The 12,887-nt window shown below is 63.9% G+C and carries 14 protein-coding genes and 3 pseudogenes; 8 read left to right on the top strand and 9 right to left on the bottom strand.

The genetic code is table 11. The features are described from left to right. Window positions 1-4: 4 nt before the first annotated feature. The 4 genes and pseudogenes from AAFM46_RS02320 (at window position 5) to AAFM46_RS02305 (ending at window position 4,557) form a co-directional block, all read left to right on the top strand. Window positions 5-1,201: a TDT family transporter gene (locus tag AAFM46_RS02320; protein WP_343319296.1), complete on the top strand. Its 1,197-nt coding sequence runs from the start codon at window positions 5-7 to the stop codon at window positions 1,199-1,201. Between the two features lie 766 nt (window positions 1,202-1,967). Then, window positions 1,968-2,591 (top strand): annotated as a pseudogene (locus AAFM46_RS02315) (STAS domain-containing protein); the annotation flags it as partial. Window positions 2,592-2,968: 377 nt separating this feature from the next. Then, the gene (locus AAFM46_RS02310) at window positions 2,969-3,286 is read left to right on the top strand and encodes a PadR family transcriptional regulator (RefSeq protein ID WP_343319295.1); all 318 of its coding nucleotides are present in this window, start codon (window positions 2,969-2,971) and stop codon (window positions 3,284-3,286) included. Then, a pseudogene (locus AAFM46_RS02305) lies at window positions 3,283-4,557 on the top strand (APC family permease). Before AAFM46_RS02310 ends, AAFM46_RS02305 begins: the two are co-directional and overlap by 4 nt. Before the next feature lie 347 nt (window positions 4,558-4,904). Here the strand turns inward: AAFM46_RS02305 and AAFM46_RS02300 are convergent. The 5 genes and pseudogenes from AAFM46_RS02300 to AAFM46_RS02280 form a co-directional block, all read right to left on the bottom strand. Then, a pseudogene (locus AAFM46_RS02300) lies at window positions 4,905-5,987 on the bottom strand (MBL fold metallo-hydrolase); the annotation flags it as partial. A gap of 137 nt (window positions 5,988-6,124) precedes the next feature. After that, the gene (locus tag AAFM46_RS02295; RefSeq protein WP_343319293.1) at window positions 6,125-6,520 is read right to left on the bottom strand and encodes a DsrE family protein; all 396 of its coding nucleotides are present in this window, start codon (window positions 6,518-6,520) and stop codon (window positions 6,125-6,127) included. Between the two features lie 241 nt (window positions 6,521-6,761). Further along, window positions 6,762-7,157, bottom strand: coding sequence for a metal-sensitive transcriptional regulator (locus tag AAFM46_RS02290; RefSeq protein ID WP_343319292.1), 396 nt, complete (start codon window positions 7,155-7,157; stop codon window positions 6,762-6,764). Window positions 7,158-7,164: 7 nt separating this feature from the next. Then, window positions 7,165-7,476: a rhodanese-like domain-containing protein gene (locus AAFM46_RS02285; protein ID WP_343319290.1), complete on the bottom strand. Its 312-nt coding sequence runs from the start codon at window positions 7,474-7,476 to the stop codon at window positions 7,165-7,167. A 64-nt stretch (window positions 7,477-7,540) separates the two neighbouring features. Next, window positions 7,541-8,305 carry a methyltransferase domain-containing protein gene (locus AAFM46_RS02280; protein WP_343320328.1) on the bottom strand — a complete coding sequence of 255 codons (765 nt, stop codon included), beginning with the start codon at window positions 8,303-8,305 and terminating at the stop codon, window positions 7,541-7,543. Between AAFM46_RS02280 and AAFM46_RS02275 the strand changes: the two genes are divergently transcribed. From AAFM46_RS02275 to AAFM46_RS02265, 3 genes are all read left to right on the top strand, one after another. Beyond that, window positions 8,295-8,660, top strand: a complete 366-nt coding sequence (locus tag AAFM46_RS02275) for a thioredoxin family protein (protein ID WP_343319289.1) — start codon at window positions 8,295-8,297, stop codon at window positions 8,658-8,660. The two genes, AAFM46_RS02280 and AAFM46_RS02275, sit on opposite strands and share 11 nt — an antisense overlap. A gap of 139 nt (window positions 8,661-8,799) precedes the next feature. Beyond that, window positions 8,800-9,207: a hypothetical protein gene (locus tag AAFM46_RS02270; RefSeq protein ID WP_343319288.1), complete on the top strand. Its 408-nt coding sequence runs from the start codon at window positions 8,800-8,802 to the stop codon at window positions 9,205-9,207. Beyond that, complete coding sequence (locus AAFM46_RS02265; RefSeq protein ID WP_343319286.1) at window positions 9,144-9,440, top strand: hypothetical protein; 297 nt, start codon at window positions 9,144-9,146, stop codon at window positions 9,438-9,440. The genes AAFM46_RS02270 and AAFM46_RS02265 overlap by 64 nt, the downstream gene beginning before the upstream one ends. Before the next feature lie 288 nt (window positions 9,441-9,728). Here AAFM46_RS02265 and AAFM46_RS02260 read toward each other — a convergent pair whose 3' ends face one another. After that, window positions 9,729-9,986, bottom strand: coding sequence for a hypothetical protein (locus AAFM46_RS02260; protein ID WP_343319285.1), 258 nt, complete (start codon window positions 9,984-9,986; stop codon window positions 9,729-9,731). Window positions 9,987-10,012: 26 nt separating this feature from the next. Between AAFM46_RS02260 and AAFM46_RS02255 the strand changes: the two genes are divergently transcribed. Further along, window positions 10,013-10,420, top strand: coding sequence for a class II aldolase/adducin family protein (locus tag AAFM46_RS02255; protein WP_343319284.1), 408 nt, complete (start codon window positions 10,013-10,015; stop codon window positions 10,418-10,420). A gap of 93 nt (window positions 10,421-10,513) precedes the next feature. Here the strand turns inward: AAFM46_RS02255 and AAFM46_RS02250 are convergent, their stop codons facing one another. The 3 genes from AAFM46_RS02250 to AAFM46_RS02240 are packed head-to-tail and all read right to left on the bottom strand — an operon-like array spanning window position 10,514 to window position 12,743. Further along, the gene (locus AAFM46_RS02250; protein WP_343319282.1) at window positions 10,514-10,924 is read right to left on the bottom strand and encodes a DUF302 domain-containing protein; all 411 of its coding nucleotides are present in this window, start codon (window positions 10,922-10,924) and stop codon (window positions 10,514-10,516) included. Between the two features lie 56 nt (window positions 10,925-10,980). Then, window positions 10,981-12,468, bottom strand: coding sequence for a multicopper oxidase family protein (locus tag AAFM46_RS02245; protein ID WP_343319281.1), 1,488 nt, complete (start codon window positions 12,466-12,468; stop codon window positions 10,981-10,983). Beyond that, complete coding sequence (locus AAFM46_RS02240; RefSeq protein ID WP_343319279.1) at window positions 12,468-12,743, bottom strand: SHOCT domain-containing protein; 276 nt, start codon at window positions 12,741-12,743, stop codon at window positions 12,468-12,470. Before AAFM46_RS02240 ends, AAFM46_RS02245 begins: the two co-directional genes overlap by 1 nt. Between the last annotated feature and the right edge of the window lie 144 nt (window positions 12,744-12,887).

Raw genomic sequence — 12,887 nt, 5'->3', positions numbered from 1 at the left:
GATCATGGAAGACATGGGAACAATGCTACTGACCACCGAACAACACCACACCACACCACAGGCACTGCCCTTGGGAGGACGTACTACCGGCCGTCGTGTCCTGCGCCTGTTGGAGAGGCCCTCTGACCTGTTTGCGAACCTGACCCCGAACTGGTTCGCATCCATCATGGGCACCGGGATCGTCGCGACTGCCGCTGCGACGCTTCCCTTGCAGTTCCCCGGCTTACGCACCGGCGCCACGCTCGTCTGGGCCCTCGCGTCATTGCTGCTTATCCTGCTGACCGCCGCGACAGGGGTGCACTGGCTCAGGCACCGAGAGACTGCCAAAAGCCACCACTGGAATCCTGTGATGGCGCATTTCTACGGCGCACCTCCGATGGCGCTGCTCACCGTCGGGGCCGGGACCCTGCTGCTGGGCAAAGATATCCTTGGCGAACAGCTGGCGCTCGGCATTGATGTAGTGTTGTGGACCGCCGGGACCGTACTAGGTCTGGCCAGCGCCGTCGCGATCCCGTATCTGCAGTTCACTCGTCATGAGGTCAAACAGGACAGCGCGTTCGGTGGCTGGTTGATGCCAGTGGTCCCACCGATGGTCTCAGCTTCTACCGGAGCGCTGCTGCTGCCGTACGTCCCGGCCGGACAGGCACGGATGACGCTGCTGATGGGCTGCTATGCGATGTTTGGAATGAGTCTACTGGCCTCGATCATCATTATCACCTTGATTTGGAGCCGGTTGGCCGAACATAAGATCGGGGCCGCTGCGGCAGTCCCCACTCTGTGGATCGTTCTGGGTCCACTAGGCCAGTCCATTACTGCCGCGAATCTGCTGGGCGGGAATGCCCACTTCGCCGTGTCCGGGACCCTAGCCCGGGCGATGGAAGCCTTCGGCGTCCTCTACGGGGTTCCAGTCCTAGGCTTCGCACTCATGTGGGCAGCCCTCGCAACCGCCATCACCATCCGCACCGCCCGCCAGGGCTTACCATTCTCCCTAACCTGGTGGTCCTTCACTTTCCCCATCGGAACCTGCGTCACCGGATTGACCGGCCTCGCTGCCCACACACACCTGGCCCTGTTCGAGTGGATGGCCGTCACCGGCTACGCCGTCCTGGTAACCGCCTGGATCATCGTCGCCGCCCGAACCTTCCACGGCAGCATCCTCGAAGGCACCCTTCTCCAAAAGCCCGCAACGATCACCCGGTAAGAGAACCCAAGGTTCCCCTCCGGAACAGATCCTAACTCAGCTTGAATCCGAGGTTTGGTTCTACCGAAGTGAGACGTGCGCCACGAGGCGCCTGTTGTTCGAATGGAGGTGTGAGACCTCGGTCTGCTGGCACTCGTAGGTGCTGGTTGAAGCTGACGGCAGCCGGGCCCATGGATTGATGGGTGACGTGGGAGCAGCCGTGACGAAGTCGGAACGGTCCGGGATTCCTTGACGGGCAGGGTCTGGTGAGCGAGGCGGAAAGGTATACGTAAGGAACCGGTGTTGTTAAACCTCTTCAATCAGTGCCTGCTCAAATCAAGGAAATATGGGCAGGGGTGCGGCGCGTACCCGTTCTCTTCCACAGGTAGCGGGAGCGGCGGGGAACTCCTGGTTCGGTTTGCCTCGTTGGGGCCAGGAGATCACGGTGAAGGTCTACGGCGTAGCCGTGATGATGCCGCAGGGGTAAAGCCGGGTGCCTCACTCGCTGATCGAATGCAAGTGAACCAGGGAACCAGAATCCTCGCGTTCCGTGCCGCTGTGTTTTGGTGGGGCGGATAGACACTTTGCCTGTTGAAGGGCGTTTTTGGGGCGGAGCCGCCGTAGTAGTCCGAGGCAGGGAAAGCCGGCCACATGGCCAAGGGCGGCAGTGTGTCAGGTAGTGGAATCGTGTAAAGGGTTGGAGGTTCGCTGGTGAATATCGGTGATGACATGCGTGCACGCAGTAATGCGGCGTCGGTGTCAGTACAACGGATGCAGGTAAAGCTACATCAAGGCCTCCGTTGCCCGCACCCGGATCTCGACCTTCCTCGCGGGCGTGTTCCTGCTGATCCCGGTCGTCGCGTTGGGCGACATCGTTGCCTTGATCCCGATGGCTGCGCTGGTGGCGGTGATGATCTTCGTTTCAGCGGCCACCTTCGACTGGCACAGCATCAGGGCCTCCACCTTGCGAATGATGCCCAAGAGCGAAACCACGGTCATGCTCGCCACCGTGGTCTTCACCGTCGTCACCGACAACCTGGCCATCGGAGTGGGTGTGGGCGTGCTCACCGCCATGGTCCTGTTTGTCCAGCGCGTGGCGCACTTCGTCACGGTGAAGCGAAGTATCGAGGAACACTTCGGGCAGCAAATCGCCAAGTACGAGGTGGTCGGTGAACTGTTCTTCGCCTCGTCCAACGACCTCTACACCCAGTTCGAGTATGCGCAGGATCCGAGCCACATCGTCATCGACATGTACAACTCGCACCTGTGGGATGCTTCCACGATCGCTGCAGTGGATGCCATCACCGAAAAGTACAAGAAGTACGGCAAGACCGTCGAAATCGAGGGTCTGAATGCGGCCAATCTGAAGATGCGCGAGCGCATGGCAGGGAGACTCGGAGGCGGACACTAACCTACCACCACGACGCGGTTGGGCTTGGCGGTTCGGCCCGAAAGGCGGAACAACCAAGCCAGCTGCAGTTAAATCCGCAGCTAACCCATCATACGCATGTGACAGTCACAGCCTTGGCGGTCTCCTCCCCAGCATGTTCCGTCAACGTTCGTTACCGGACGCATCGATCTTGTGGAATGCGCACTTTTCGCGGCACGGTGTTCCGTTCCAGGTCCATGCTTGTCGACGGCGACGCAGTGCAGCCATGGGTCCGGTCAGCGCCGTCGAAGGTTTCCCGGAAATACTCCGTGCCGGCTGACATTCGGGGAAGGATCTGACGTAGTATCCACCATAGATATCGTTTCCCGATATCGGATATCGACAGATTGGGGATTTTGATGCGTGAATTGATGCGTGCGGCGGTGCGGCTGCATATCCTCCACCACGCCGCGGAGGAAGACATCCATGGAGCTTGGATGGCCGAAGAGCTGGCCACCCACGGGTATTCCATTTCCCCCGGGACCCTGTATCCGACCCTGCATCGAATGGAGGAAGAGGGCCTGCTCCTCTCCCGCCCGGAAGTCGTCAGCGGCAGGCCGCGCCGGGTCTACCGGGCCACGAAGGCAGGCCTGGACGCACTGGGTGAGGGCCGCCGGTCCGTTGCCGAACTCGCCGCCGAAATCCTTCCACAGCCTACCGAAAGAGAACAGTTATGAGTAGCCCCCAGGGCCTGGCCCGCCGGCTGGGCACCTTTGACGCTGTGGTCATTGGGCTGGGCTCAATGATCGGGGCAGGAGTTTTTGCAGCTTTCACCCCGGCTGCTGCCGCTGCCGGGTCCGGTCTGCTGGTCGGGCTCGCCGTCGCAGCCCTGGTGGCCTTTTGCAATGCCACCTCCTCAGCCCAGCTCGCTGCCATCTACCCGACTTCGGGTGGGACCTATATTTACGGCCGTGAACGCCTCGGCCCATGGCCTGGCTACCTGGCCGGGTGGGGCTTCGTGATCGGTAAGACCGCCAGCGCCGCGGCCATGGCCATGACCTTCGCCGCCTACGCAGCGCCAGCCGGTTGGCAGCGCCCAGTCGCCATCGCCGCCGTGATCGTGCTCGCCGCGGTGAACTATCACGGAGTAACCCGAACGGCGGGGCTCACGCGCATCCTGGTCATTGCCGTTCTGGCGGCCCTGGCAATCGCCATGGCGGCATCATGGGGCGGCTCAGTGGCAAATCCGGCCACTGTTCTCGGAGACGGGTTGCTGGCTCACGGAGCGTATGGGATCCTACAGTCCGCCGGACTAATGTTCTTCGCGTTCGCCGGCTACGCCCGGATCGCAACGATGGGTGAGGAAGTCCGTGACCCCAAACGGACCATCCCCCGCGCGATCGGAATCGCCCTAGCCATTACCGTTGTGGTCTATGCCGTCATCGCGGTCACCATCCTGGCAGCCCTGGGCCCGGATGGGGTAGCTGGGACTCCCACACCCCTGGCCGCGGCCGTCGGCGCCGGTTCCTGGGCATGGGCCGGACCAATCGTGCGGATCGGCGCGGCCCTCGCATAGCTGGGGGCGTTATTGGCGCTCATCGCCGGGCTGGGGCGTACGAGCCTTGCCATGGCCCGCGAGCATGACCTGCCACACTGGCTTGCCGCGATCCACCCCCGCTACAAGGCCCCACACCGGGCCGAGGCGACCTTGGCCGTGGTGATCTGCGCGGTCATCTCCGTCGCGGACTTGCGCGGGGCGATCGGCTTCTCCTCGTTCGGCGTGCTCATCTACTACCTGGTGGCCAATATCGCCGCTTTCACCCAACCCGCCACGGACCGCCGCTACCCCAAAGCCATCCAGGTCCTTGGAGCGCTGGCCTGCGTGGTCTTGATTGCAACCCTTCCGCCGCTGTCCGTGGGGCTTGGCATCCTCATGTTCGTAGCTGGCATCATCCTGCGAATCATCCGGCTGCGCAAAAAACCTCACGCCACCATCCAATCTCCCTGAGAACATTAACGCCACAAGAGAACCCCTGTTAATCGGCCATTAAGCGCTGCGAATTTGCTGCCATATAGCTATGCGATTCACAACTGAGGATCCTAAAGTGTCTCGACCGACTGTCTTGAAACCCATGGGATACGAGACGGATATTTTCTGTAATTTTCGGAGTCCTTTGACAACCTTTGTACGGCCTCCAAGGATGCCAACCACCAGGCAGGAGAGAGGGGAACCAAGCAGCCGAGATCGTCGACGCCCATGACGCACTCCTTATCGGCCACTAACCGCGGTCAAAACCACGCCACTTATCGACGCGACTCACAGTCCAGGACCTTTTCGCCCGCTCCGCACCCGGTCAGCACTTCCTCCCAACCGGTCCGGAGGTAGGACGCTGTGGGGGCATCCGGGGCCAGGGCCTGTGGGTCGGTTCCCAGGGCGGCCTCTGGGGAGTTGATGCCAATGCGTGAGAGGTCCCGGATTGCGTTCTCCACATCCTCCCGGGACCCTAGAAGGGTCACCTGCTCACCCCAAGGCAGTATCCAGCCGAGGTAGGTTGTGAAGCTGGACCCGTCTCCGTATTCAAAGCTGATGCTGCCCTGGAGATGGTTGGGCGCGAACGCGACCCTCTGACGGAGATCCACAACCCATTCGCCGGCTTCGAGCCGGCGCCGAAGCTCGGCAGGGTCCACGGATTCGGGAACGCCGAGGTCCGCCGGGCCCGGACCCTGGGTGTTGACCGGGCCCATGTGGGCGTAATACGACGGGTACGCGCTCAGGTTCGCGATCAGCTCCTGGACGAAGTGCTCCTCATCGGCATCCGTCAGGGCGTGGTTTACGTGCAGTTACTCACCGACAGTGGAGGACCCGGCCCCAGTAGCCGGGCCCGAGGAACAGAAAGAACCGAAGCCGTGGGTGGGGAACATGTCCGCGCTATGGTCTGCCTCGTGGGCCAGCGCACGCACTGAGGCGTACTGGTCCCGGGTCAGCCCGACTGTGTCTTCAGGGGCGACCAGGTCGGTGCGCCCCACCGACCCGTAGAGCAGGCTCCCGCCGGAGAACACCGCTTCCTTCTCTCTGTCCCGAACGATGTATGACAGGTTCGTATTGGTGTGCCCGGGGGTGGCGACGGCCTTGAGTGTGAGCCCGCCGATCCGCACAAGCTGCCCATCGATAACCGGTTCGCGCTCAAACGGGACCGGGTCGGCAGCGTTCACCAACTACACTGTCCCGTGGGCGCGCGCCAGTTCCAGGCCACCGGTGAGGTGATCATTGTGCATATGGGTTTCGGTCACATGGGTGATCCTCACCCCCGCATCCCGCGCTGCGGCATCGACCCGATCGGTGTCACGCTGCGGATCAATGACCAGGGCCACGTCCCCGTCATGCACCAGGTAGCTGCGGTCCCCCAACTGCGGGGTTTCAATAACAACAACGTCCACCATGTCCTCACTCTCCTATATCAACTAGCGGAACGCCATGGCGCCCCCCTCAACAGGGTCCGGGGTACGGGCCGAAGCGATCGGCGCTACGGCACGGCGCGGGCTGGTCATCACCCCACCTGCCCCCTGTTGTCTTATCAGAGCCTGATGTAAGCCCAACCGGCCCACTGTAGGCGGGCCAGATACCCCACGGCGGCAGGTACGGTTCCCACCCCGGCAGTGAGGCCTGTGGCCTCGAGGCCGACCGAGCGGAGGCTGTTTCCGCAGGCCAGGACTTTTACCCCGCGCCTGAGCAGGGCCTCCAGCTGGTCCGCGGCGGCGTGGCCCGGGACCAGCAAGGCAACGCCAGGGCCCTGGATCACGACATGGATGTCGGTGCCGGCGCCGAGGTCCTCGGCGGCGTTGGACGCTGCGCGGAGCACATTCGGCAGCCAGGTGCCCGGATCCGGTCCGGTGCCGTGAAAGACCAGCCCGGCCCGCCCGGCCGGAACCACCCCTCCTGTCGGTGAAGATGAAGTACTGATGTCTGTCAAAGTAAAACCTTTCTGTGCTCCCCGGCCCAGCCATCCCGTTCAGGATGCCTTAGGCGCCGGAGGTGTGGAGTGGAAGCAGATAGGGGCACTGTTGCTTGGGAGTTGGTGATCAGGCGAGGGGGAGGAAGAGTTTGTGGATCTCCTCCAGCGACAGTGCTCCCGGACCGGCGGTCCCGTCCCCCTCCTCCGGGGCGCCGGTAAGGCAGTCGCGCATCGCGGTGGAAATGATGGAGAAGCCAGCCTAGTCCAGGGCAGCCCGGACGGCGGAGAGCTGGGGAATCAAGACCGGGCAACCCGCCCCTGACTGCATCGCCGCGATCACCGCGCCGAGCTGGCCGTGGGCCTTCCTGAGCCGGTTCACCGTCCGCCGCTGCTCCGTCCCGGCCGCGACAGCCGGGACCAAGATCCGACCCGGGCTACAACCGCCCTGCGCTGGGCGGCCCAGCACGGAACGGTTCTTCCGCTGACCGGCAGACTGCACCGGGGCATGGGCCAGGCCGAGGGCTGCCGCTGGTGGGGTCTGGGCTGTGGTGGACATTGCGCTCTCCTGATGGTGGTATTTTCGGTCCCGACCCCCACATAAGGGTGGGTAGCCTTCCCTGGGGCCGTTGCCGAGGGACCGGCCAGGGCAGGGCACGTGTTCGCTACTTGACGGTGCCGTAGGTGACGGGGTGGCCGTTGCGATACCACTCGGTAATGCCGCCCATGACGTTCACCGCGTCATAGCCATGCTCGCTCAGGTGGGCGGCAGCGCGGGAACTCCGACCCCCGGAGGCGCACATCAAATACACCGGGCGTCCAGGTGGAATATCACCCATTGACGCTGCGAGCCGGGAGAGCGGGACGCTCTTTGCCCCGGGTACCCGGGCCTCTGCGTACTCCTCGTCCTCGCGGACGTCGATGATAGGCGCGCCGGTTCCCTGGGCGGCCAGCTCGTCAACACTGATGCTCTTCATGGCGGGTGTCCTTATCTTTCAAATGAAACGGCAGGCATGAACCAATTTTATACCCCCAAGGGTATTACCGGCAAGGGCTGGTGGCCGGTGGCTGTTCTTCGCGGATGGCCATCACGACGCAGTCCAGTGCCGGCCTGAGGGACCCGGCCACCGGTCGGGAGCGGGTCTCGGCGGTGAGAACCGTCAGCCCGGCGCTTGCCAGCCAGTCGCTGACCTGCTTCGGGGTCTGCAGCACGTCCGGATCCTGCGGGCCTCCGTTGCCTCCGGCCAGGTTCGCCAAATCGTGGCTGACCAGCAGGAAACGGCCCCCTGCGGTCAGGGCGGCCGCGGCTGAGGCGACGGCGTTTTCCAGCAGGTCCTCGGGCAGTTGCAGATATGCCAGCAGCGCTAGGTCCAGGCTGTCCGGAGCGGCGGCAAAGGCCGTGGCGTCCGCGACGGTCCAGGTGATCCGGTCCCCCACGCCCTCGGCCGTGGCCTGCCGGCGTCCGGCCTGCAGGCCGGCGGCGGAAAAGTCGACCGCTTCAACCTCCCAACCGCGCCCTGCCAACCACACCGCGTGCCGGCCCTCCCCGGCCCCCAGGTCCAGCGCCCGGCCAGGGGGCAGCCCATTCAATTCCGCTGCGACCCACCGGTTGGGCTGATGGCCCCACACGACGGCGGTTCCACTGTAGCGCCGATCCCACTCCCGTGCTCCCATAGGAGGCGGTAATGACTCATTCATAGTTGATTCCTTCCCCTCTGCGGGCGGCCTCTGCCTGCCGCCCTGCGTCTTTGCTGATTCTTGCATACTGTACCCCAGGGGGTATATTATTTTGGCTATGGCAACCATAGATATCACCGAAAAAACGTTCGAGGACACCGTCACCGGCCAGGGCATCGTGCTGGTGGATTTCTGGGCCGCATGGTGCGGTCCCTGCCGGTCCTTCGCCCCCACCTTCAGCGCCGCCTCCGAAAAGCACCCGGACATCGTCTTCGCCAAGGTCGACACGGAGGTCGAACAGGGCCTGGCCGCCGCCGCTTCCATCACCTCCATCCCAACGCTCATGGCGTTCCGTGACGGAACCCTGGTCCTCTCCCAACCCGGGGCGCTGAATGCCTCCTCCCTGGATGAGCTCATCGACCGCATCAAGGACCTGGACATGACCGAGGTCCAGGCCAAACTGGCATCGCGCCAGTCAGCCTGAGGCCCCAAAAGGTCCATTGGAGCCATCCACACCCCACCAAACAGCTCGCGACAGCGGTGCCCAGGCCCAGCAGCAAGCCTAACCACCCCGTGCGCCGCCATCCTTTTCCACCCTCGTATGCCACGTCAGGACTCTGCGCATGAACCACATCGGACACCCGCAGGGCACGGCCGGGAGATCCACCGCTCCGCCGGCCACCGGGAGGCGGCTTGCCCGGGCAGGCCTGCGGGCAGTACGGACGGCGACGGTGCTGCGGCGCTGGCAGTGGTCCCGCTGGGTAGTGGCGGCCACCGCCACGCTTTTGGTACTGGCGGGGCTTACCGCTGCCGGCGGGTTTCTTTCCGGGGCCCGGCCTGCCGCTTTTTCCGGCCCGGGCATTCCCGTCCCGTGGTGGGATTACCCCCTTGTTGCCGTCACCGCCATGCTCGCCGGTCTCCTTATTGCCAGTTATGTCCGTGCGCCCATCGGTGCGGAGGCGACGCTGTGCGATACCCGCTGGCCGGCACGGCCCTGGCCACCGGCCCGTCCTCTGGTGATAACCTGCTGACCCAAGTGTTTGCCGGCAGCTCCCCGGCCCTGCTGGCCGAGCTGATACAGCCGGTCCTGGGCATCGCCGCGGCAGCGCTGCTGGCCCGGGCCCTGGCCACCCGCCTGTCCCGCGAACGCAGTGCTCTCACACCGTCCACCGATGAAACCGGTGCAACAGACCAAGGCACATGCGTGAGCTGCCGTCCCCTCTTCAACCCCCGCCGTGGACCGTCCACCGCCGCCGGAGAATAGACACACCAGCGCACTCACACACCAGACGATCTAATGAGACAAAAACTGGAACGGGTTGACAATCGGTCCGCCACGCGCCTGGCGGCAGCATACCAAAAATGGTAGGTCCGCACCCCCTCTGCTACGCAGCATGGACATGGACACGACCAGGAATTTTTGCAGTTGCCGTTGAGAGAAACCGAGATACCGAGGACAGAAACCATGAACACCAACAACCATCCCAGCCTCACAGAGAGCAAGGAAGCTATCCTTGCCGCGGCCAGGCACCTGTTCGCTTAAGGTGTGATGTCACACTCCGGAAACGCCAACCTCAGTGCCCGAACAGAAGGGGACCGGTTCGTCCTGACGGCCACCGGCGCCGTGCGGAACCTGCGGGCCGACCAGCTGGCGACCGTCAGCCTGGCCGGAGAAGACCTGGAAGGGACGCTGGGACCCGAGAACACCGAAATCGTGGCCATGCACACCGTTATCTACACCCAACGCCCGGAAACCGGCGCCGTAATCCACACCCACTCCCCGGCCGCTACCGCGTTTGCCCTCGCCCAAAAGCCGCTGTCCTGCCGGGCGGACCGTTGCTGCGGTTCGGCCAGGCCCAACCGGTCCCGGTCATTCCCTGGGGGCCGCGCGGATCAGATACCTCCGTGCGCGGCATCGCCGAAGCGCTCAAGGACAACCCAGGAACTTCCGCCGTCCTGCTGGCCAACCACGGTCTGTTGGTATTCGGGTCCGACCCTCTGAGCACCGCCCGTCTCGTTGTTGCTATCGAGGAAAGCACCGAAGCCGAACTCGAGGCCACCGCCCTGGGCGGGGCCGTGGATTTCCCCCCCGGACGCTCTGGACGCCGTGCGCGCATCCATGGCCGCAACGCTGCCCTGAATCAGGACCCGGGCGAAGAGGCCCGGCCAACACAGGAACCCAAACTTCTCCCCCTCCGGGAGCGTTCCAGCTTCGTATCCGGGCCGGCCTCATCAGGGCAATGACACCAACGGCCCTGGCGCCACAAAGGCCACAGCTGAGGCAAATGTTCCCAACCTTCACCCCTTGGTTGTTCTTCCCCAGGCCGGCCCAGGTCTTTAGGCGGTTTCGAGTTCCTTTAGGGCTGCCAGGAGTCGGTGATCGGCGTCGGCGGCGACTTCGGCGACTGCTGGGGCGTCGCTAAGCTGCACCATTGTCTGCGGGTCGATGGCTTGGATAACGGTGGTGTCGCTGTCGGATCCGCGCCTGATCACGACGTTGCAGGGCAGTAGCAGTCCCATGTCAGGGTCCGCGGCGAGAGCTTTCTGCGCTAGGGCAGGATTGCAGACGCCCAGGATGAGGTAGTCGCCTAGGCCTTGGCCGGCATCGGAGCCGAGCTTGGCCTCGAAGGTGGCGCGGACATCAATTTCGCAGAGAACGCCGAAGCCCTGCTCCGAGAGGGCTTCACGGGTCCGGGTTACTGCTTCGGCGTAGGGCAGGGCGACGGTGATGGTGTGTGCGTAGCTCATTGTTGTGCTCCTTCATCGGTTTTCTCAATCATGCAAAGAACTGTAAGGCCGCTGGGTTACCGGACTTCGATCAGGCCCATCATGCCGCTGTCCTCGTGGTCCAGGATGTGGCAGTGGTAGACGGTTTTGCCGGTGAAGTCATCGAAGGCGATCCGGACCCGGGCACTGCTGCGGGCCGGGACGTTGACCACATCCTGCCACACGACGCTATCCACGGGCCGGCCGGCCTGTTCGATGATCTGCATCGGCCAAACGTGCAGGTGCACAGGGTGGTCCATCGGGCTGGTGTTCCGCAGGGTCCATTCCTCGATGGCACCGGCCGGGACCGTGGTGTCGACCCTTGCCGGATCAAACGGCCTGCCGTTGATGGTGAAACTCATCATCCCCGACCCCATCCCACCGCCCATCCCACCGCCGTTCATGCCCATATCCATGGCGAAGACTAGCTCCCGGTGGGCGGATACCGGGGTGGCCCGCAGATCCCGCGGTGCCGGCTGGGTAGGGACGGGCCCCAGCCCAACGGCCGGTGCGCCGGTAACAGAAAGGGTGGCCAAGACGGTTCCGTCCGGGCCAGGCCGGGATTGTCCACCTCCGTTGTTGCCGCCCATCATGGATCCCATGCTTCCCCTGTCCACGGGCAGGGTACGTAGGATGGCAGTCCCTATGGCGGTGGTGACAAGCAGATCAGCCCGATTGCCCGGGGCCAGCAACACCTCCTCAACGTCCCTGGGACTCTGGAAGCGGCCCGAATCCAGACCCAGCAGCTGCAGGTGCTGGCCATCTAGGCGCAGTTTCAGGTACCGGGAGTTGCAGGCATTGATGATCCTCCACCGTTCACGCTCGCCAGGCCGGGCGGTTAGCGCCGGGCTCAGCTGGCCGTTGACCAGGACCATGAGACCCTCCCGGCCCATTATTTTTTCCATCTCCGACACGGCCGCGATGGAGCCGCCCTCAGTGAGGGAGATATCGGAGATGACTAGGACCCGTTCCCGGGTTACCGGTACGGGCTGGGAGTCCTCGATGATGATCGCCCCGTACAGTCCGCCGAAGATCTGGTCGGCGACGCTTCCGTGGCGGTGCGGGTGGTACCAGTACACACCCGGCGGATGGTCCACCGGCAGCCGGTATTCATAGTCAAAGGACGTTCCCGGTTCGATTGAAACCAGCACGTTGTCGCTGTTGCCCCGCGGGGATACGTGCAGTCCGTGGACGTGGAGGTTGGTCGGATCCGCCAGCTTGTTCTCCAGCGTCACGTTGACCCGGTCCCCGGCCTGCAGAAATAGAGTGGGGCCGGGTAGGGACCCGTTATAGGACAGCGCAGTGGCGTCCTTGCCTGCGATGCGCATTTGGCCCAGAGCCGCTGAAAGTTTCACCTGAAGACGGCCATCGGCACTGTGCAGGGCCTGTGGTTCGATCAGTTCCTGGCCGACGGCGGCTTGGAATCCAGGACCCTGTCCCCACAACAGGCCTGCCGCACCCGTTGCGGTGGCCACGACCCCGGCACCTCCCAGGAACAAGGCACTGCGGCGGCTGAGGGGTTGCATCAGGTATCGTCCCTGAGGACGTTGAGCCGTTCGCGGTATTCTTCGGTGCTCAATTCTCCCTTGGCGTAGCGTTCGTCCAGAATCCGTCGGGCGGTAGTCTCACCCACAGTGCCGAGGGGTTCCGTACCCGCTCCTGGACGCCGGCCGGTCCTAGGCCGGGTGATGCCCCCGGAAAAGGCTCGCACGGCAAAGATGACCAGCAGGACAATGCCGATAATCAGGAGCAGCCAGAACAACCACGTCCAACCCATCGCCGAACCATATCCGTTCATCATTTTCCTTCTCCGTTCTTTCTCCACCGGCAGCCTCGGGAGTCGTGGCGGGACCGGTGTAAGGATTGCCAATAAAGTGCCCGGCCACATTGGACCCTAAGTGCTGTCTGGAACCGGCACGCGAGACAAACTCGCCGTCCGTGGGTT

It is taken from the genome of Arthrobacter sp. TMP15 (genome assembly GCF_039529835.1).
GTDB lineage: Bacteria > Actinomycetota > Actinomycetes > Actinomycetales > Micrococcaceae > Specibacter.
The sequence above is the reverse complement of the archived record's forward strand: the minus strand, read 5'-3'. Positions and strand labels throughout refer to the sequence as shown.